Source organism: Bacillus sp. N3378-2at, from assembly GCF_033412715.1.
In the GTDB taxonomy this organism is placed as follows: domain Bacteria; phylum Bacillota; class Bacilli; order Bacillales; family Bacillaceae; genus Bacillus; species Bacillus subtilis.
This window is the reverse complement of sequence record NZ_CP117986.1, coordinates 451,267-470,227: the sequence shown is the minus strand read 5'-3', so window position 1 is coordinate 470,227 and position 18,961 is coordinate 451,267. Positions and strand designations below refer to the sequence as shown.

Genomic DNA, 18,961 nt, shown 5'->3' with positions numbered 1-18,961 from the left:
TCTCCCTAGTAGAACCAATTAGAGGAGATGACTCCAATGAAATCAGCTTGGATGGAAAAGACATATACAATTGACGGATGTGCGTTTCATACACAGCACCGGAAAGGATCAAGCGGTGTAACGATTGTCTTTGAGGCCGGCTATGGTACTTCTTCTGAGACGTGGAAACCATTAATGGCGGACATTGATGATGAATTTGGCATTTTCACATATGATCGGGCAGGCATAGGAAAAAGCGGGCAAAGCAGAGCTAAACGAACAGCTGATCAACAAGTGAAAGAATTGGAGAGTTTGCTTAAAGCAGCTGATGTAAAACCTCCTTATTTGGCTGTTTCACACTCATACGGAGCTGTCATCACCGGTTTATGGGCCTGCAAAAACAAGTATGATATTATCGGCATGGTCCTTCTTGACCCAGCTTTAGGCGATTGCGCCAGCTTTACCTTTATACCCGAAGAAATGCACAGATCACATACGAGAAAGATGATGCTTGAGGGCACACATGCAGAGTTTTCAAAAAGTCTGCAGGAGCTCAAAAAGCGGCAAGTCCACTTAGGAAACATGCCTCTTCTTGTGTTGTCATCAGGAGAACGGACTGAGAAATTCGCTGCTGAACAGGAGTGGCAAAACTTGCACAGCAGCATATTGTCTCTATCTAACCAAAGCGGCTGGATTCAAGCTAAAAACAGCTCCCACAACATCCATCATGATGAACCTCATATCGTTCACTTGGCTATTTATGACGTATGGTGCGCAGCGTGCCAGCAGGCCGCTCCTCTTTACCAGGCAGTCAATTAACGTAAAAAAAGACCGGGCCGTAAGGGATTCCCGGTCTTTTATATTATTTTGTTTCACGGTGAAGGGTATATTTCTTTAAACGCGGTGAATATTTTTTCAGCTCCAAACGGTCTGGATTGGTGCGTTTATTTTTTGTTGTGATGTAATTTCGGTCTCCCGTTTCAGTGCAGGCTAAAGTAACATTTACTCTCATAATTAACATCTCCTTATAAAGCGTAATGATTACGTTTTATTATACAACGTCATCACAAATTGTCAAATAAGAGCTCCGCCTTCAGCCTCGCGGGACGTTTACCTCTAAGAAATCATATGCCGCCACGCTATTGGGGAAAACGTCAACCGCTTCTTTTTGAAGCTCCAAAGAAGCATCTCCCTGATATCTTGCGCTGATATGGGTTAAAATGAGCTGCTTCGCTCTTGCTTCTTTCGCTGTTACAGCCGCTTGTTCCGTTGTACTGTGATAATAATCATAAGCAAGTTTACGGTCTTCCTTAGCAAAGGTTGCTTCATGAACAAGCACATCACAATCCCTCGCAAGCTCTTTTAGTTTGTCACTTACTCTCGTATCACCGGAGAACACAACAGATCTTCCCTTTTTAGGAGGCTCCAGAAAATCATTCCCATTGATGATTCGTCCGTCTTCAAGCGTTACCGTTTCGCCTTTTTTGATTTTCTGATATACAGGTCCGGGCGGGATGTTCATTTCTTTTAATACGTCAGCCTTCAAGGAACCCGGTACGTCTTTTTCCTGCACACGGTACCCGAAGGCTTCCACTCCATGAATAACAGATACCGCTGTGACAATAAACTGATCGTCCTCAAACACGATTCCTTCTTCAATTTCCTGGATCGCAAGCGGATATGTCAAATGGGTTTTCGTGACGGCAAGGCTTGTTTCAATAAACGCCTTGATCCCTTTAGGTCCGTACACTGTCAGCTCGTCCTCTCCGCCTTGAAAGGAACGGCTCCCCAGAAGCCCCGGAAGTCCGTATACATGATCGCCGTGCATGTGTGTAATAAAGATTTTCTCTATTTTACGAGGTTTAATCGTTGTATGTAAAATTTGATGCTGTGTGGCTTCCCCGCAGTCAAAAAGCCATACCGAACGCCTTTCTTCAAGCAATTTCAATGCTACAGAGGTGACGTTTCTCGCCTTGGCGGGGATGCCGGCTCCCGTCCCTAAAAAAAGTAATTCCACGTTTCCTTCCTCCTACTAGAACCAGATACCTACAAGAATACAGGATCAAGCTCAAAATGTGAATCTTGCCTCTGAAAAGAACAATCCTTTCGTGCTAGAAACATTTTTTCAGCATTCTGCTTAAAAAAGGGCTTAAATGTTTGCTTTCGTTGAATTTTAGATTTAAAATGAAGGAAATATACGGGGTGTACTAAAATAAAGCTTCGAATAAAGTGAGGTACTTTTAGTGAAAACAAACCAACAACCAAAAGCAGTAATTGTCATATTCGGTGCAACTGGAGATTTAGCAAAACGAAAATTGTATCCGTCTATTCACCGTTTATATCAAAACGGACAAATCGGAGAAGAGTTTGCAGTGGTAGGAGTTGGAAGAAGACCTTGGTCTAATGAGGATCTTCGCCAAACTGTTAAAACATCCATTTCCTCATCTGCAGATAAGCATATAGATGATTTCACGTCTCATTTTTACTATCACCCGTTTGACGTGACAAACCCTGGTTCTTATCAAGAGCTAAACGTATTGCTTAACCAGCTGGAAGATACATATCAAATTCCTAACAACAGAATGTTCTACTTGGCAATGGCTCCTGAATTCTTCGGAACGATTGCAAAAACATTAAAATCAGAGGGTGTAACAGCTACAACCGGCTGGTCCCGCCTTGTCATCGAAAAACCATTCGGCCATGATCTGCCAAGCGCACAGGCATTAAATAAAGAAATCCGCGAAGCATTTACGGAAGATCAAATTTACAGAATCGACCATTATCTAGGCAAACAAATGGTTCAGAACATTGAAGTGATTCGATTTGCCAATGCGATTTTCGAACCGCTTTGGACAAACCGCTACATTTCAAACATTCAAATCACATCTAGCGAATCACTAGGCGTTGAAGACCGCGCAAGATATTACGAAAAATCAGGCGCCCTTCGCGACATGGTGCAAAACCATATTATGCAGATGGTTGCCCTTCTTGCAATGGAGCCGCCTATCAAATTGAACACAGAAGAAATCCGCAGCGAAAAAGTGAAGGTGCTGAGAGCACTGCGTCCTATTGCAAAAGACGAAGTGGATGAATACTTTGTGCGCGGACAATATCAAGCTGGTGAAATTGACGGTGTACCGGTTCCTGCTTATACAGATGAAGATAATGTCGCTCCTGACTCCAATACAGAAACCTTTGTTGCCGGCAAGCTCCTGATCGACAACTTCAGATGGGCTGGTGTTCCATTCTACATCAGAACCGGAAAACGAATGAAAGAAAAGTCCACAAAAATTGTCGTTCAATTTAAGGACATTCCGATGAACCTGTACTACGGTAATGAAAACAACATGAATCCGAACTTGCTTGTCATTCATATTCAGCCTGACGAAGGCATTACGCTTTACTTAAATGCTAAAAAGCTTGGCGGAGCAGCACACGCACAGCCAATCAAACTCGATTATTGCAGCAATTGCAATGACGAGTTGAACACCCCTGAAGCATATGAAAAACTCATTCACGACTGTCTTCTTGGCGATGCAACAAACTTTGCACACTGGGATGAAGTTGCCCTTTCTTGGAGCTTTGTCGACTCTATTTCTGAAACATGGGCAGCAAACAAAACCTTATCTCCTAACTACGAATCAGGCTCAATGGGACCGAAAGTATCTGATGATCTTTTGGCGAAAGACGGCTTACACTGGTGGAATATATAATAAGAAGAAAAAAGCCGAAAATGTTTACAAGCATTTTCGGCTTTTTTGCAGCTGTCACAGAGGTATAGCACTCTCATTAATAACAAAACCCCCGAAGCTCTATAGCTTTGGGGGTTTCTATTGATTACTTCATCCATTCAGTATGGAAGATGCCTTCTTTGTCAGTACGCTCATACGTATGAGCGCCAAAGTAGTCGCGCTGTGCTTGGATTAAGTTTGCAGGCAGTACGGCTGTGCGGTAGCTGTCATAGTAGGCTAATGCGCTTGAGAATGATGGCACCGGCACACCTTGGGCAACTGCAAGTGAAATCACTTGGCGAAGCGCTCCTTGATAGCTTTCTACAATATTCTTGAAATAGCTGTCAAGAAGCAGGTTGTCAAGCTCAGGCTCGCGATCGTAAGCTTCTTTGATCTTCTGAAGGAATGCCGCGCGAATGATGCAACCACCGCGGAAGATCATAGCGATTTCACCATATTTCAGATCCCAGTTGTATTCTTCAGAAGCAGCTTTCATTTGGGCAAATCCTTGCGCGTATGAACAGATTTTACTCATGAACAACGCTTTTCTGACCGCTTCAATCAGCTCTTCTTTATTTTCTGTAACAGGCTTCACTTCTGGTCCTGAAAGAAGTCCGCTCGCTTTCACACGCTCTTCCTTCATAGCTGAGATAAAGCGTGCGAATACAGATTCAGTAATAATCGGAAGCGGAACGCCTAAGTCAAGTGCGCTTTGGCTTGTCCATTTTCCTGTTCCTTTTTGCCCTGCTTTATCAAGAATCACATCAACAAGCGGCTTGCCTGTCTCTTCGTCTTTTTTTGTGAAGATGTCAGCCGTAATCTCAATCAGGTAGCTATCAAGCTCACCTTTATTCCATTCAGCGAAAACTTCATGAAGCTCATCAGCAGAAAGGCCCAGCACCTGTTTCAGAATGAAATATGATTCAGAGATCAGCTGCATATCTCCGTATTCAATTCCGTTGTGCACCATTTTTACGTAATGGCCGGCGCCGTCCGGACCGATATATGTCGTACAAGGTTCTCCGTCAACTTTTGCAGAAATGGCTTCAAGAATCGGTTTTACAAGCTCATGTGCTTCTTTTTGTCCGCCAGGCATAATAGAAGGCCCTTTAAGTGCCCCTTCTTCTCCGCCGGAAACACCTGTTCCGATAAAATGAATGCCGCTTTCAGCGAGTTCTTTGTTACGGCGCTGTGTATCTTTATAGTATGTATTACCGCCGTCAATTAAAATATCATCCTTCTCTAGATGAGGAAGAAGAGATTGAATTGTCGCATCTGTTGCAGTTCCCGCTTTAACCATTAATAAGATTTTGCGCGGTGTTTCCAAGGATTGGACAAATTCTTCAATGCTGTATGTGCCAACAACATTTTTTCCTTTTGCCTCCTGTAAAAACTTCTCAGTTTTACTGCTTGATCTGTTGTAGACAGAAACAGAAAATCCCCGGCTTTCGATATTTAAAGCCAGATTTTTACCCATGACCGCAAGTCCGATAACGCCGATTTGTTGTTTTGACATATTCTAACGTCCCTTCTGCAAACGTTTAATCATTTTAAAATTTAAATTAAAATAAAATGATATTTATAATAAAGAAATTACCATACATTCACCCTTTTTTTCAAGCGATTCAGCTTTTCTTTTCATCATGAAAAAAATCTTTATTAAAGCTTGTTCCCTTTGTTTTGCTCTCCTCTTTTTTTAACGTTGCCCCTTTTCTGATCAGTTTGGTACCGTACTTTTTATTCAGCTTTTCCATCATCTGCTGAATAGGCTCATCCTTCGCATCTTCATTAAAGCTGAACAAATCGAGCTGTTTATAGGCCTGCTCTTTTTCTACTAAATCCGTTCCGGTAATGCCAAGCAGCCTGACAGGATTTTTATTCCAATGTTTAAAAAAGAGGTGCTCCGCTTCTTTCAAAATGTCGTTTTTTTGATCAATCGGGTTTCTCAGCGTGGTGCTTCTTGTGATGGTTTTCCAATCCGCATATCTAATCATAATAAAAAGCTTCGAAGCCATGACTTCCTTGCGCTGTAAACGGGCACTCACAGAAGCGGCAAGCTTTCTAAAGACGCCTAACAGCTCTTCTTCATCACTGGAATCATGGGAAAGTGTCGATGAGTTGCCGACGCTTTTAAATTCGTAAATGCGCTCCGGGTCAACCGGCGCATGGTGAATGCCATTTGCTTTATTTTTAAGGCGCGGACCGTTTATGCCAAGCAGGCGTTTCAGGGAGTGTTCATCAGCTGCAGCTAGCTCTCCGATTGTATGGATGCCGAGTCCCTTCAGTTTTTCCGCTGTCTTTTTGCCGACTCCGTGCATCTCTCCAACAGGAAGCGGCCACAGGATATCAGGCACTTGCCTCTTTCTTAAAATCGTAATTCCAAGCGGTTTTTTCATATCAGACGCCATCTTAGCGAGAAATTTATTCGGCGCAATCCCTATGCTTGACGGGAGCAGCAGCTCTTTTTGCAGCCTGCTTTGGATTTCTTTTGCCGTCTCTAGAGCGCGGCTATTGTATGGTGTATCGGTCATGTCCATATAGCCTTCGTCGATAGAGACAGGCTCCACCAGGTCAGTATATTCACGAAGAATGGTAAACATCGCTCGTGAAGAGTTTCTATAGCGGTCAAAGTTCGGCGGAAGAACGATGAGCTCAGGACAATGGCGCTTCGCTTGCCAAACCGGCATCGTTGTTTTGACGCCGCGCGCTCTTGCTTCATAGCTGCATGTTACCACAATGCCCTTTCGCTCTTTTACGTTTCCGGCAACTGCGACCGGCTTTCCCCGGAGAGCCGGATCATATGCCATTTCAACCGACGCATAAAAGCTATTCATATCAATATGGAAAATAATTCGGCTCTTTCCCGGCATAAACAAATCTCCTTTTCGGTCATTAGACAACAGCTTGTACATATAGTAAAATGAAGCTATTGAATGGATGTGATGACAATGTTTGTGGAATCGATAAATGACGTTTTATTCTTAGTCGATTTTTTCACAATTATTCTTCCTGCTCTAACGGCAATCGGGATTGCATTTCTCTTACGGGAGTGCCGTGTGGGCGAGCAATGGAAATCAAAACGAACAGATGAACATCAGACGGTCTTTCACATTAACCGAACAGACTTTCTTATTATTATATATCATCGCATTACAACTTGGATACGTAAAGTCTTCCGCATGAATTCGCCTGTGAACGATGAGGAAGACGCCGGTTCTCTTCTTTTATAAACCGCATTTATAAAAAGGAGGAGAACAAAATTGTTAAAAACATATCAAAAACTTTTGGCTATGGGTATCTTTTTGATCGTATTATGCTCGGGCAATGCTGCATTTGCAGCGACTAATCAGGTGGGAGGCCTCAGCAACGTAGGTTTTTTCCACGATTATTTAATCGAACCGTTTTCCGCTCTGCTTAAGGGTGTTGCCGGGCTGTTTCACGGAGAATACGGACTCTCTATTATCCTCGTAACCATTATTGTGCGTATAGTTGTATTGCCTTTGTTTGTCAATCAGTTCAAAAAACAGCGCATCTTCCAAGAGAAAATGGCCGTTATTAAACCTCAGGTTGACAGTATCCAGGTTAAATTGAAAAAGACGAAGGACCCTGAAAAACAAAAAGAGCTGCAAATGGAAATGATGAAGCTGTATCAAGAGAACAACATCAATCCGCTTGCGATGGGCTGTCTTCCAATGCTGATTCAGTCTCCGATTATGATTGGGCTTTATTACGCGATTCGCTCAACACCTGAAATTGCGTCACACTCGTTTCTATGGTTCAGTTTAGGGCAATCTGATATTCTCATGTCCCTTAGTGCAGGGATTATGTATTTTGTCCAAGCCTATATCGCTCAAAAACTGAGCGCGAAATATTCCGCTGTCCCGCAAAACCCAGCGGCACAGCAATCCGCAAAATTGATGGTGTTCATCTTCCCTGTAATGATGACGATTTTCTCGCTTAATGTTCCGGCAGCCCTTCCCCTGTACTGGTTTACAAGCGGACTGTTTTTGACAGTGCAAAACATCGTCCTTCAGATGACGCATCATAAAAGTAAAAAAACAGCCGCTCTTACTGAGTCGGTGAAATAAAAAAGCAACCCCGCGCGAAAAGCCGGGGTTGTTTTTTGTTTTTTGTTATTTGCAAAGCATACCGCGCCAAACAGTCTTTTTTATCATGGCTGAAGCAGAAATGGCCATCCTAAAAAACAGCCGTATCGTTTAAAAAGAAGGAAATCGGGAATACCTTTACTCACCTCCATATGAAAGGAGCATATACGTTGACGGAACACTTTCAGCAAAAAAACATTTCTATACCTGAAGGAATCTGGATCATGAGACAAACCTGGAATGATGTCTTATTTGCTCACTGGCCTGTTGATGTTTCTATCCTTCGCGCTTTGGTACCGTCTGTTTTAGAATTAGATACATATAACGGGCAAGCTTGGATCAGTATGCTTCCCTTTATGCTCACGAACCTGAGGGCGCGTTATCTTCCTGCCATTCCCGGTGCGCGTGCATTTCCTGAGCTTAACCTCCGCACCTATGTCACGTATAAAGGCAAGCCCGGCATTTATTTTTTTAGCTTAGATGCCGATCATCGGCTGGCCGCCCTTGGCGCTCGCACATTCTTTCATCTGCCTTATTTTTACGCGGATATGAAAGCCGAAAAAAACGGTGATGGCATTGACTATGTCAGCAAACGGAAAGATGACAAAGAAGCAGCATTCCACGCCGCATACCGGCCCATTTCAGCTCCTTTTACAGCAGAAAAGGATTCGCTCGATTACTGGCTGACAGAACGGTATAGACTCTATACTACCAATCAAAACAAACTCTATTACGAAGACATCCATCATCATCCATGGCTGCTGCAAAACGCTGAAGCGGAAATTTCAGTCAATACGGTGACTGATGCTCACGGCATTACATTGCCAGAGTCAGACCCCTTGCTTCATTACGCTAAAAAACAGGATGTGTTATTTTGGCCGCTTAGGAAATGGAGCTAAAAAAACCCGATGCGGGAAATCGCACTCGGGTTTTCTTTTTTTTATTTTGCCGCCTCTTCAATAATGGCAACAACCATTTCTGCCGTTTTAACGAGCTCTTCGATCGGCATTTTTTCATTTTTTGTATGGATTTGCTCATAACCGACAGCAAGATTGACCGTCGGGATGCCATGACCAGCGATTACGTTCGCATCGCTTCCGCCGCCGCTCGTTTGCAGCTCGCTTGGACGTCCGATTTTAGCAGCCGCTTTTTTCGCGATTTCAACAACTTGGTCGCCGTCTTGATATTTAAAGCCCGGATACATAACCTCAATTTCGACTTCTGCGCGTCCGCCCATATCAGCAGCTGCCTCTTCAAAAGCAGCTTTCATTTTTTGAACCTGAGCTTCCATTTTCTCAGGAACTAAAGAGCGCGCTTCAGCAAGAATATGAACTTCATCGCACACAATGTTTGTTTGTGTGCCGCCTTCAAACCGGCCGATATTAGCTGTTGTTTCTTCATCGATACGGCCCAATGGCATTTTTGAGATGGCTTTGCTAGCGATTGTAATCGCTGAAATCCCTTTTTCAGGTTCAACCCCGGCGTGCGCGGTTTTCCCGAAAATTGCCGCTCTTACCTTCGCCTGTGTCGGCGCGGCCACAATAATATTTCCGACTTTTCCGTCTGAATCAAGAGCATAGCCGTAGGATGCAGTGATCATAGAACGGTCAAGAGCCTTCGCTCCGATCAGACCCGATTCTTCCCCTACTGTGATGATGAATTCAATCGTGCCGTGTTCAATGTTTTCTTCTTTCAGCACCTTAATCGCCTCAAACATTGCAGCCAATCCCGCTTTATCATCAGCGCCTAAAATCGTCGTGCCGTCAGTTTTGACGTAACCGTTCTCTACAACTGGTTTTACGCCGTTTCCGGGTACAACTGTGTCCATATGAGATGTAAAATAGATCGTATCTGTTTGTTTTGTCCCTTTTAGCGTGCAAATCAGGTTACCGGCTCCGTGGCCCGTGATATCCATTGTATTGTCTTCTTTAACGTCCACACCTAAATCAGAAAATTTTCGTTTCAGCACTTTGCAGATTTCAGCTTCGTGCTTTGTTTCTGAGTCAATTTGGACAAGCTCTAAAAATTCTTCCAGCAGGCGTTTTTCATTCACCATTTGTAAGTCCCTCCATATTAAAGCGGTATGTTACCGTGCTTTTTTTTCGGTCTCTCTTCTGTCTTATGTGCAAGCATATGAAAAGCTTGAATCAGTTTTCCCCTTGATTCTTCCGGCAAAATGATGTCATCGACCATTCCACAAGCGGCCGCTTTGTATGGGCCGGCGTTTTGCTTTTTGTATTCAGCTGTTTTTTCGCGTTTCGTCTTTTGCGGGTCAGCTGAAGCTTTGATTTCCTTTTCATACAAAATCGATGCCGCACCTTCTGGACCCATCACTGCGATTTCAGCATTCGGCCATGCAAACACAAGGTCCGCTCCGATCGCTTTGCTGTTCATGGCCACATAGGCGCCGCCGTACGCTTTTCTAATGATGAGTGTGACTTTTGGGACAGTCGCTTCAGCATAAGCAAACAATAATTTTGCTCCATGCCTGATGATTCCGTTGTGCTCTTGCTGAATACCCGGCAGAAACCCCGGGACATCTTCGACAGTCAACAACGGGATATCAAATGCGTCACAAAAACGGATGAACCTTGCTGCTTTATCAGCAGCGTCAATCGTCAGGCTTCCCGCCAGATGCTTCGGCTGGCTCGCCACGATGCCGATTGCTTTTTCACCCAGCCTTGCAAACCCAATGACAATGTTCTTCGCAAAAAATGGCTGAAGCTCAAAAAAAGTCTGCGGGTCGGCCAGCTCCCTGATCACCTTCCGAACATCATAAGGCTTTGTCGTATCAGCAGGGACAAGACGGTTTAATAACGGTCTGGACGCCTCTTTCTCTGGCTTCGGCTCTGTTGTCCGGCCATTCAGCGGCAAATAAGACAGCAGTTTTCTCACCCCTGTCAGAACCTCCTTCTCCGTATGTCCGGAAAAGTGCGCGTTTCCGCTGACGGCATTATGTATCCCCGCTCCGCCTAAGCTCTCCGCATCAACCTGTTCCCCTGTCACTTTTTCAATCACCTTCGGGCCGGTAATAAACATCCGGCCGGTCTGTTCAGCCATAAATATAAAATCTGTGAGTGCCGGAGAATATACAGCGCCTCCAGCGCACGGCCCTAAAATAACCGATATTTGCGGAATGACTCCGGAATATAAGACGTTTCGGTAAAATATGTGACCGTATCCATCTAATGATACCACACCCTCTTGAATTCTCGCACCACCTGAGTCATTCAGCCCATAATCGGCGCCTTATTTTTTGCTGCCAGATCCATCAAAGCGCAGATTTTCCTGGCATGGGTTTCGCCAAGCGCCCCTCCGAACACTGTGAAGTCTTGCCCAAATACATAAACTGAGCGGCCGTCAATTGTGCCGTACCCTGTCACGACCCCATCCCCTAACATGCGCTGTTCTCTTGGTTAACACTTGACTTTCCATGAAGGGGTGTAATTCGATAAAGCTGTCCTGATCTAGAAGAAATATGATCCTTTCCCGAGCAGTGAGCTTGCCCTTTTGCCGCTGCTGAGCCAGCTTTTCCCGTCCTCCGCCTTCTTCTGCCTGCTTGCGTTTCGTGTATAAATGATCCATGTGCTCATTCATGTTCATTCTGTTGATCTCCTTTCGGTTCACAAAGCTCTACAAGAACACCGTTTGTTTCCCGAGGGGAAATAAACGCGATCTTTTTCCCGTTCGCCCCCTGTCTTGGAAACCTGTCAATCAATTGAACATGCCGGTCAGACAATGCTTGAAGCTGTTCAGATAGGCCGTTGCACAAAAACGCAATATGATGCAGTCCCTGCCCTTTCTTCTCCAAAAATAAACGGACGGGGCTGTCAGCTGTCAACGGCTCTATCAGCTCAAGTTTGACGCTACCAGCTTGAAAAAAAGCAACATTCACCTTTTGCTCTTCAACCGTTTCTTGATGAAGAAATGCAAGCCCCAATACATTTTCATAAAAGCTTCTTGCATCTTTTATCGAAAAAACGGCTATCCCGATATGGTCAAGCCTGTTCATTTTCATCCCTGCTTTCGCTAATAGATATCGCTTGTCCGCCCATTCAAAACACGCTAAAATATAGACAGATTGTTTAAGGAGTGAAAATCATGTCTCAAAAACTGATGAAAAGCGTTTTGATCGTGATTTTGGGAGTTTTTATTCTTTCAACTGTACTCTCAGGAATCGTCATGTTTCTATAACGATAAAAAAGCAGGCGCCTTATTCAATGGGAATATCCTGCTTTTTTATCAGAGCTTTATGCTCGATGGCAATCTCCTCAAAAGAGCGGTTGTCGTCCGTGATCAGCACTCTCGTTCCTACTGGTATCGTTTGAAACAAATGAACGACCTCATCGTTATGCATACGTATACAGCCGTTAGACACAAATTTCCCTACTGATTCCTCTCGGTTTGTCCCATGAATTCCATAAATCCGCCCGTCCGTTCCTTTCGCGTCAAATCCGATCCATCTGGCCCCAAGCGGGTTGTCAGGAGATCCCCCTTCAATATTTTTCTTTCTGTAGTAAGGATTTTCCGCTTTTACCGTTACCGAAAACTCTCCTTCAGGCGTCAAATCATCTGTTTTTCCAGTCGCCACACTATACACGCCTTCTACTCTGTTGTCGAGGATAACAGCAAGTTCATTTGTTCGCTTGTTGACAATAACATATGGATCACCCGGCAGCGGATTTTCGCCGAGCGGCCAAATCGGTGAAATCATCATAAAAATCGAACATAAGAAAAAACGCATAAGCTCCTCCTTTTTCATTAGGTTGACCAATGAAGGAAGAGCTCATGCGAATCATCCGAGTGATTTTTGCGCTTTTATTCCTTTAAAATAACTTTTAATCACTAAATATTGTTCCATTTCGCCGAGAAGATGGAAGAGAGCGGCCCTTGCTTCAAATTCCTCTCTAGTCGCCGGAAGCGGCATCTCCTCAAATTCTTTTCTCATGTCAGCAAGTCTTTTCAGAAATTTGTACGCTGTATTCCCAGGGTGTATCGCCTCCCGCAAATCATGAATAAATTCAGCGATCATTTTTCCCTGATCTACCGTAATGGAGATCGATGTCACTTTAGGGAGAAGGCGTTCGATAATTTCAAATTGCTTTTCTCTCATTTTAAAATAATGATAATGCAGATTTTCATAACGCAAAATGTGGTTTTGCACATCTCGATATGCCAGGTTTTTAGCCTCCGTAATGAGCTGGTGCGTTTCCGGAATTTCTTTTCCTGACCAATCTTGCTCACCAGTTAACAAATACCGTTCGATTTCTGCAAAAATGACAGCAAAGTTATCCTCTATCTTTTTGCGGTAGGCAATCAGTTTCCGGTCAAGACTAGGCATATACAAGTTCATCAATAGAGCGACGCCGATGCCAACCGTAATCAGCTGAACTTCATTCCAGATGAAAGCAAGCGTAATGCCGCCGGACATGTATAAATGAAGGATAATAACGGAACTGGTGACGATACCTTCGTTAATTTTTAACAGAACCGTTATCGGAATGAATATCAAAAGAAGCGCTCCGATAACAAACGGGTGGTAGCCAATAAGCTCGAAAAAGAGATAAGAAAAAACAATTGCCAGACAACATGCCGCAAAGCGGGCCCATGAGGCCTGAAGCGACCGTTTTTGTGTGATTTGTATGCACAAAATGGTGATGATTCCTGCTGATGCGAAGTTTTGCAAATGCAATAACTGGCTTATATAAATAGCCAAAGCTGTTCCTAGCGCGGTCTTTATTGTGCGATAACCAATTTTAAACATGTCGGACTCCATTTCTATTTGTTTCTTCAATAAAAAAGAAGAGGCGGCCAGCCTTCTTCTTTTTTATATTCTATAATATTTTCTCTAAAAAGTCCTGCGCTCTTTTGGATTTTGGCGACATAAAAAATTCCTTCGGATTGCCGTCCTCGACAATCATTCCTTGGTCCATAAACAGCACGCGGTCTGCCACTTCTTTTGCGAAGCCCATTTCATGTGTGACAATCACCATGGTCATGCCGGTTTCGACCAGCTCTTTCATCACCTGTAGCACTTCTTTGACCATCTCCGGATCAAGGGCGGAGGTCGGCTCGTCAAACAGCATAATGTCCGGATTCATCGCAAGAGCCCTGGCAATCGCGACACGCTGTTTTTGTCCGCCAGACAAACGGTTTGGATAGTCATTTCGCTTTTCAAACAAACCGACTTTGCGGAGCAGGTCCTCAGCTTTCTCCTTTGCAGCCTGTTTTGATTCTTTTTTTACATTGACAGGCGCGTACATGATGTTTTCGAGAACCGTTTTGTGCGGAAAGAGATGAAAATGCTGAAAAACCATCCCGATGTTTTCCCGGACCTTTAATGTGTTGGTTTTTGGCTTCGTAATCTCTGTGTCTTTTATTGTAATGGTTCCGCCGTTAGGCTTTTCCAACAGGTTTAAACAGCGTAAGAACGTTGATTTGCCTGAGCCTGAAGGACCGATCACGGCAACAACCTCACCCTCAGCGATTGTTGTTGAAATGTTTTTTAATACTTCGTGTTTCCCAAATGATTTTGACAGCTTTTCAACCTTAATCATTGGATTTCAGCTTCCTTTCTACAGCCTTGCCGATAAACGTTAAAATCAGGACAAGCACATAATAAATCAATCCCGCGATAATGAGCGGCTCAAGGTAATTGTAAGTGGCGGCGCCAGCTTGATATGCGCGTCTCATGACATCACCAAGCCCGATGACGGTAACGATCGCCGATTCTTTTGTTAACGTAATTAATTCATTCACAATTGCAGGTGATATATTTTTGAAGGCCTGCGGCAGCAGCAGATCCTTCATCATTTTTCCATACGGGACACCGAGTGCAACAGCAGCTTCTTTTTGCCCTTTATCAATGGCATTGATTCCGGCTCTGATAATTTCCGATACATAAGCGGCGGAATTCAAAGACAATGCGACAACCGCAGCCCAAAACTGGTCAATTTGAAATCCGAGCAGCTGAGGAAGGCCAAAATAGACAATCATAAGCTGCAGCACTAAAGGCGTGCCTCGGAACACTGATGTATAAAAATCAGCGATCCAGATAAACGGGCGGAATGTGCTGATCTTGCATAAGCTTAGCACAATACCGAGTATAAGTCCGATAATAGCAGATACAACAACAATTTTTAATGTAATTGCCAAGCCTTCTAATATAAAAGGAATTTGGGGGATCGTTGCTGAAAAATCCAAATTCATAGCCTTTGTCTCCTTTTCTTACAGGAAAAAAGTTTCCTATTCAATAAAAAGGCTCAACGAAAAAGTTGAGCCGCTTTTTTTACTTCTCGCCAGTGAACCATTTTTTCTTCAATTTCTCAAGCTCTCCGTTATCTTCCATTTCCTTGAGCGCTTTATTGAATTTGTCTGTCAGTTCACTGTCCTTTCTGAAAGCAATTGCTGAACCGGCTTCTTCCGCTTTCGCATCAGGAATCACAAAGCCTTGCAGGTCATCATTTGATTTGAAATACCCTTCTGCAACAATGTCTTCAATAATCGCGGCATCGAAGCGGTCAGATTTGATTTCCTGCACCAAATCAGAAATTCTGTTGCGGTCTTCTGTTTTAAAACCATATTCCGGAGAAAGCTCTTTCCCCTTCTCTTCCTGAATAGAGCCAAGCTGAACGCCAACTGTTTTTCCTTTCAGGTCTTTCAAAGATTGAATGCCGCTGTCTTTTTTGCTGACAATCATATGGTTCGCTGTGTAATACACATCTGAAAAATCAACTTGTTTTTTACGCTCAGGCGTTGGTGTCATTCCTGACAGAACGAGATCCACCTGTTTTGATTTAAGCGCTGTAATTAAGCTGTTGAAGTCCATATCCTGCACTTCAATTTCATAGCCTGCCTTCTTTGCCAGAGCTTTTGCCAACTCTACATCAAAGCCGACAATATTATCGCCTTCTTTATATTCAAACGGTTTGTAATCCGCCGAAGTACCCATAATTAATTTTTTCTTGCCGCCTTCTGAACCTGAATTGCTTGAGCCGCAAGCAGATAATGCAAAGGTAATGCAGGCAGCTACAAGTAATAAGAGCCATTTTTTCATGATCCATTTCCCCCGTATTCATTACTTTTGTTGTATTTGAATATTTATTCGTTAATTTGTATTTTAAACAGTTTCTTATTTTTATGCAATACTATTTTTAAAAATTATCTTCAAGCTTATCTTTCCAGTGATCTCTTTTTGATATTACTAGATAAAAATAAAATCACTGTACAATCCGATTGAATAATCCTTTAATATTTATTCATATACCCTTGGAAATTTATGCACAAAAAAACCCGGGCCGCTTGGGCATCCGGGTTGTTCGTCTTATACTTCTTCACAATATTCTTCAAAGGCTTCCTGCAGCTTTGCCACTACGGCCATCGGCTCGTGGCCTTCAATTTCATGACGCTCTACCATTTTCATGATCTTTCCGTCTTTCAAAATCGCAAAGGACGGAGAAGATGGCGGATAACCTTCAAAATAGTCTCGCGCACGCGCTGTCGCTTCTTTATCCTGTCCGGCAAAAACGGTGACGAGCTGATCAGGTCTTTTATCATAGTGAACGGAATGGTAGGCTGCCGGTCTTGCAATTCCTCCGGCGCATCCGCAAACAGAGTTTACCATGACAAGCGTCGTTCCTTTTTTCGTAAGTGCCTCATCCACCTCTTCAGCTGTTTTCAGCTCAGTGTATCCAGCAGCTGTAATTTCCTGTCTCGCTTGGCGGACAATATCATTCATAAATAAATTAAAGTCCATATTCAATGAAGACCTCTCCTTTTTCATCATCTGTTCTTATGATAGCAAGGAAACGTCCATATCGGCAAATGACTTTGCTTCGCCGTGCACTTTTTTTGCTCTTCGTTTACTGCTTACAGAAAAAGGGGATTATATAACCAGAAGTAAAATAAAGGAGCAGTTGTATATGAGCCACCGGAAAGCGTTACTGATTCATAACGGAAATGCCGGCAACAAAAATATAGAAAAAGCACTTGGTGCTGTCGTGCCGGTTTTATCTCACCATTTAGATGAGGTGATTATTAAACAGACAAAGAAAAAGGATGATGCGTATCATTTTTGCCGATCCATTGATGATTCTGTCGACACCGTCTTCATTCTCGGCGGCGACGGCACGATCCATCAATGCATAAATGCTATCAGCGCTCTAGAAAGAAAACCCGCGGTCGGAATTTTGCCCGGAGGCACGTGCAATGACTTTTCAAGAGTGCTTGGCATCCCTCAAAATCTTGCAAAGGCCGCGGAAGCACTTATGGCAGGAAATAAAACCAGCGTAGACGTATGTCAGATGAATGACCGTTATTTTTTAAATTTCTGGGGGATCGGCTTAATTGCAGAAACGTCGAATCAAATCAACGAAACGGAAAAAGCATTATTGGGAAAAATCAGCTATTTTACAAGTGCGTTGCGAACCGTCTCATCCGCTGCATCGTTTCCGATGACATTAAAAATTGACGGAAAAGAAATTAAAGAAGAAGCCGTTATGCTGCTTGTGATGAATGGCCAATACATTGGAACGAATCGAATTCCTCTGCCCGATGCCAGTATTGAAGACGGCTTACTTGATGTTCTCATATGCCGCAACACCAACCTCACCGCGCTGCGGGAGCTGATGAGCATGGAACAGGGCTCAATTGATCGTTTTACCGGAGAGCTGTCCTATGTCCAGGCCTCCCGTATCGAAATTGAAACAGACACTGCCAAAAAGGCGGATATGGATGGAGAAGTTTATACACATACACCCGCAGTCATTCAGGTCCTGCCGCAGCATATCGACATGCTTGTTCCCGCAAATGGATAACTGTCATAAAGCTTTAGAAAGATTTTGCAAATCCGTTGACTCTCCCCTAGGAGGAGGTCTTACAGTATAAGGGATACACACTTGAAAAAGGGGAAGTCATATGGAGAAGAAAAATATTACCTTAACGATATTATTAACCAATTTATTTATTGCTTTTTTGGGGATCGGGCTTGTGATTCCAGTAACGCCGGCCATTATGAATGAATTGCATTTATCGGGGACCGCGGTCGGCTATATGGTTGCCTGCTTCGCTATTACACAGCTCATTGTCTCACCAATAGCCGGACGATGGGTTGATCGCTTCGGGCGCAAGATCATGATCGTAATCGGCCTGTTGTTCTTTAGTGTGTCGGAGTTTTTGTTCGGCATTGGAAAAACAGTTGAGATGTTATTTATCTCCCGTATGCTGGGCGGTATCAGCGCAGCCTTCATTATGCCCGGGGTCACGGCTTTTATCGCAGATATCACGACCATTAAAACGAGGCCAAAAGCGCTCGGTTATATGTCAGCCGCTATTTCAACAGGATTTATTATCGGCCCCGGCATCGGGGGATTTTTAGCAGAAGTCCATTCCCGGCTGCCTTTTTTCTTTGCGGCAGCTTTTGCACTGTTAGCAGCCATTTTATCAATCCTCACGCTGCGCGAGCCGGAACGAAACCCTGAAAATCAGGAAATAAAAGGACAGAAGACAGGCTTTAAACGGATTTTTGCCCCCATGTATTTCATAGCTTTTCTCATTATCTTAATTTCGTCTTTTGGTTTAGCATCATTTGAATCTTTATTTGCATTATTCGTGGATCATAAATTCGGATTTACGGCCAGCGACATTGCCATTATGATTACAGGAGGAGCGATTGTTGGCGCCATTACGCAAGTCGTCTTATTCGACCGCTTCACAAGATGGTTTGGCGAAATCCATTTAATTCGGTACAGCTTAATTCTCTCTACGAGTCTGGTATTCTTGCTGACAACAGTCCATTCATATGTTGCGATTCTGCTGGTTACAGTCACCGTATTTGTCGGATTTGATCTCATGCGGCCTGCGGTAACGACTTACCTGTCAAAGATTGCGGGAAATGAACAGGGGTTTGCCGAATTCCAATGTTTACAAGTATCGGCAATGTATTCGGGCCTATTATCGGCGGAATGCTGTTCGATATTGATGTAAACTATCCTTTCTACTTTGCAACGGTCACCTTGGCCATAGGGATTGCACTGACCATTGCTTGGAAAGCGCCTGCACATCTTAAAGCCAGCACGTGATAAGAAGCGCATTCTTTGTGTACTGCAAAGAATGCGCTTCTTCTTTATACTGATGATAGAAGGAGTG

General features: G+C 43.7%; 19 protein-coding genes and 2 pseudogenes. 8 read left to right on the top strand and 13 right to left on the bottom strand.

The window, feature by feature from the left end; translation table 11 throughout:
• Positions 1 to 36 precede the first annotated feature (36 nt).
• Positions 37 to 798, top strand: coding sequence for an alpha/beta fold hydrolase (locus PUN35_RS02545; protein WP_014480195.1), 762 nt, complete (start codon positions 37 to 39; stop codon positions 796 to 798).
• A 43-nt stretch (positions 799 to 841) separates the two neighbouring features.
• On the opposite strand, the gene rpmG is transcribed toward PUN35_RS02545, so the two are convergent.
• Complete coding sequence (rpmG, locus tag PUN35_RS02540) at positions 842 to 991, bottom strand: 50S ribosomal protein L33 (RefSeq protein WP_003226511.1); 150 nt, start codon at positions 989 to 991, stop codon at positions 842 to 844.
• An 81-nt stretch (positions 992 to 1,072) separates the two neighbouring features.
• Positions 1,073 to 1,996, bottom strand: a complete 924-nt coding sequence (gene rnz / locus PUN35_RS02535) for a ribonuclease Z (RefSeq protein WP_004398681.1) — start codon at positions 1,994 to 1,996, stop codon at positions 1,073 to 1,075.
• A 226-nt stretch (positions 1,997 to 2,222) separates the two neighbouring features.
• Between rnz and zwf the strand changes: the two genes are divergently transcribed.
• Positions 2,223 to 3,692 carry a glucose-6-phosphate dehydrogenase gene (gene zwf, locus PUN35_RS02530; RefSeq protein WP_014480196.1) on the top strand — a complete coding sequence of 490 codons (1,470 nt, stop codon included), beginning with the start codon at positions 2,223 to 2,225 and terminating at the stop codon, positions 3,690 to 3,692.
• A 124-nt stretch (positions 3,693 to 3,816) separates the two neighbouring features.
• Here the strand turns inward: zwf and gndA are convergent, their stop codons facing one another.
• On the bottom strand, positions 3,817 to 5,226 hold the full coding sequence (gene gndA / locus PUN35_RS02525) for an NADP-dependent phosphogluconate dehydrogenase (RefSeq protein ID WP_014480197.1): 1,410 nt from the start codon (positions 5,224 to 5,226) through the stop codon (positions 3,817 to 3,819).
• A 109-nt stretch (positions 5,227 to 5,335) separates the two neighbouring features.
• A complete protein-coding gene (locus PUN35_RS02520; protein ID WP_014480198.1) occupies positions 5,336 to 6,580 on the bottom strand; it encodes a DNA polymerase IV in 1,245 nt (414 codons plus the stop codon).
• Between the two features lie 72 nt (positions 6,581 to 6,652).
• On the opposite strand from PUN35_RS02520, the gene mifM reads away from it, so the two are divergent.
• From mifM to PUN35_RS02505, 3 genes are all read left to right on the top strand, one after another.
• Positions 6,653 to 6,940, top strand: a complete 288-nt coding sequence (mifM, locus tag PUN35_RS02515; RefSeq protein ID WP_072592604.1) for a membrane protein insertion/folding monitor MifM — start codon at positions 6,653 to 6,655, stop codon at positions 6,938 to 6,940.
• 30 nt (positions 6,941 to 6,970) lie between these two features.
• A complete protein-coding gene (locus PUN35_RS02510; RefSeq protein WP_014480200.1) occupies positions 6,971 to 7,798 on the top strand; it encodes a membrane protein insertase YidC in 828 nt (275 codons plus the stop codon).
• A 188-nt stretch (positions 7,799 to 7,986) separates the two neighbouring features.
• The gene (locus PUN35_RS02505; RefSeq protein WP_014480201.1) at positions 7,987 to 8,715 is read left to right on the top strand and encodes a YqjF family protein; all 729 of its coding nucleotides are present in this window, start codon (positions 7,987 to 7,989) and stop codon (positions 8,713 to 8,715) included.
• A 41-nt stretch (positions 8,716 to 8,756) separates the two neighbouring features.
• On the opposite strand, the gene PUN35_RS02500 is transcribed toward PUN35_RS02505, so the two are convergent.
• The 3 genes and pseudogenes from PUN35_RS02500 to mce form a co-directional block, all read right to left on the bottom strand.
• A complete protein-coding gene (locus tag PUN35_RS02500) occupies positions 8,757 to 9,872 on the bottom strand; it encodes a tripeptidase T (RefSeq protein WP_014480202.1) in 1,116 nt (371 codons plus the stop codon).
• Between the two features lie 17 nt (positions 9,873 to 9,889).
• Positions 9,890 to 11,413, bottom strand: a pseudogene (locus PUN35_RS02495) (acyl-CoA carboxylase subunit beta).
• Positions 11,406 to 11,828 carry a methylmalonyl-CoA epimerase gene (gene mce, locus PUN35_RS02490; protein WP_014480205.1) on the bottom strand — a complete coding sequence of 141 codons (423 nt, stop codon included), beginning with the start codon at positions 11,826 to 11,828 and terminating at the stop codon, positions 11,406 to 11,408. Before mce ends, PUN35_RS02495 begins: the two are co-directional and overlap by 8 nt.
• 89 nt (positions 11,829 to 11,917) lie before the next feature.
• Here mce and prli42 point away from each other — a divergent pair, with 89 nt between their 5' ends.
• Positions 11,918 to 12,010 (top strand): stressosome-associated protein Prli42, encoded by a 93-nt coding sequence (gene prli42, locus PUN35_RS02485; protein WP_003226489.1) that lies wholly within the window; start codon positions 11,918 to 11,920, stop codon positions 12,008 to 12,010.
• Between the two features lie 19 nt (positions 12,011 to 12,029).
• Here prli42 and PUN35_RS02480 read toward each other — a convergent pair whose 3' ends face one another.
• From PUN35_RS02480 to brxB, 6 genes are all read right to left on the bottom strand, one after another.
• Entirely contained in the window at positions 12,030 to 12,560 is a 531-nt protein-coding gene (locus PUN35_RS02480; RefSeq protein WP_014480206.1) for a L,D-transpeptidase, read from the bottom strand.
• A 51-nt stretch (positions 12,561 to 12,611) separates the two neighbouring features.
• Positions 12,612 to 13,580, bottom strand: a complete 969-nt coding sequence (locus PUN35_RS02475; protein ID WP_014480207.1) for an aromatic acid exporter family protein — start codon at positions 13,578 to 13,580, stop codon at positions 12,612 to 12,614.
• Positions 13,581 to 13,650: 70 nt separating this feature from the next.
• Positions 13,651 to 14,373, bottom strand: coding sequence for an arginine ABC transporter ATP-binding protein ArtM (artR, locus tag PUN35_RS02470; RefSeq protein ID WP_014480208.1), 723 nt, complete (start codon positions 14,371 to 14,373; stop codon positions 13,651 to 13,653).
• Positions 14,366 to 15,025 (bottom strand): arginine ABC transporter permease ArtQ, encoded by a 660-nt coding sequence (gene artQ / locus PUN35_RS02465; RefSeq protein WP_003230340.1) that lies wholly within the window; start codon positions 15,023 to 15,025, stop codon positions 14,366 to 14,368. The genes artR and artQ overlap by 8 nt, the downstream gene beginning before the upstream one ends.
• Positions 15,026 to 15,104: 79 nt before the next feature.
• Positions 15,105 to 15,872: an arginine ABC transporter substrate-binding protein ArtP gene (gene artP / locus PUN35_RS02460; protein ID WP_003230337.1), complete on the bottom strand. Its 768-nt coding sequence runs from the start codon at positions 15,870 to 15,872 to the stop codon at positions 15,105 to 15,107.
• A gap of 267 nt (positions 15,873 to 16,139) precedes the next feature.
• A complete protein-coding gene (brxB, locus tag PUN35_RS02455; RefSeq protein WP_003226477.1) occupies positions 16,140 to 16,577 on the bottom strand; it encodes a bacilliredoxin BrxB in 438 nt (145 codons plus the stop codon).
• 160 nt (positions 16,578 to 16,737) lie between these two features.
• On the opposite strand from brxB, the gene PUN35_RS02450 reads away from it, so the two are divergent.
• Both PUN35_RS02450 and bmr read left to right on the top strand, forming a co-directional pair.
• The gene (locus tag PUN35_RS02450; protein WP_014480209.1) at positions 16,738 to 17,631 is read left to right on the top strand and encodes a diacylglycerol kinase family lipid kinase; all 894 of its coding nucleotides are present in this window, start codon (positions 16,738 to 16,740) and stop codon (positions 17,629 to 17,631) included.
• A gap of 100 nt (positions 17,632 to 17,731) precedes the next feature.
• Positions 17,732 to 18,894: pseudogene (gene bmr / locus PUN35_RS02445) on the top strand (multidrug efflux MFS transporter Bmr).
• Positions 18,895 to 18,961: the final 67 nt, after the last annotated feature.

Coding starts and splice junctions, on each gene's coding strand:
- rpmG (WP_003226511.1), bottom strand. CDS start 991: ATGAGAGTAAATGTTACTTTAGCCTGCACTGAAACGGGAGACCGAAAT.
- PUN35_RS02480 (WP_014480206.1), bottom strand. CDS start 12,560: ATGCGTTTTTTCTTATGTTCGATTTTTATGATGATTTCACCGATTTGG.
- PUN35_RS02520 (WP_014480198.1), bottom strand. CDS start 6,580: ATGCCGGGAAAGAGCCGAATTATTTTCCATATTGATATGAATAGCTTT.
- mifM (WP_072592604.1), top strand. CDS start 6,653: ATGACAATGTTTGTGGAATCGATAAATGACGTTTTATTCTTAGTCGAT.
- PUN35_RS02475 (WP_014480207.1), bottom strand. CDS start 13,580: ATGTTTAAAATTGGTTATCGCACAATAAAGACCGCGCTAGGAACAGCT.
- PUN35_RS02545 (WP_014480195.1), top strand. CDS start 37: ATGAAATCAGCTTGGATGGAAAAGACATATACAATTGACGGATGTGCG.
- PUN35_RS02500 (WP_014480202.1), bottom strand. CDS start 9,872: ATGGTGAATGAAAAACGCCTGCTGGAAGAATTTTTAGAGCTTGTCCAA.
- gndA (WP_014480197.1), bottom strand. CDS start 5,226: ATGTCAAAACAACAAATCGGCGTTATCGGACTTGCGGTCATGGGTAAA.
- mce (WP_014480205.1), bottom strand. CDS start 11,828: ATGAACAGGCTTGACCATATCGGGATAGCCGTTTTTTCGATAAAAGAT.
- artQ (WP_003230340.1), bottom strand. CDS start 15,025: ATGAATTTGGATTTTTCAGCAACGATCCCCCAAATTCCTTTTATATTA.
- PUN35_RS02450 (WP_014480209.1), top strand. CDS start 16,738: ATGAGCCACCGGAAAGCGTTACTGATTCATAACGGAAATGCCGGCAAC.
- artP (WP_003230337.1), bottom strand. CDS start 15,872: ATGAAAAAATGGCTCTTATTACTTGTAGCTGCCTGCATTACCTTTGCA.
- prli42 (WP_003226489.1), top strand. CDS start 11,918: ATGTCTCAAAAACTGATGAAAAGCGTTTTGATCGTGATTTTGGGAGTT.
- artR (WP_014480208.1), bottom strand. CDS start 14,373: ATGATTAAGGTTGAAAAGCTGTCAAAATCATTTGGGAAACACGAAGTA.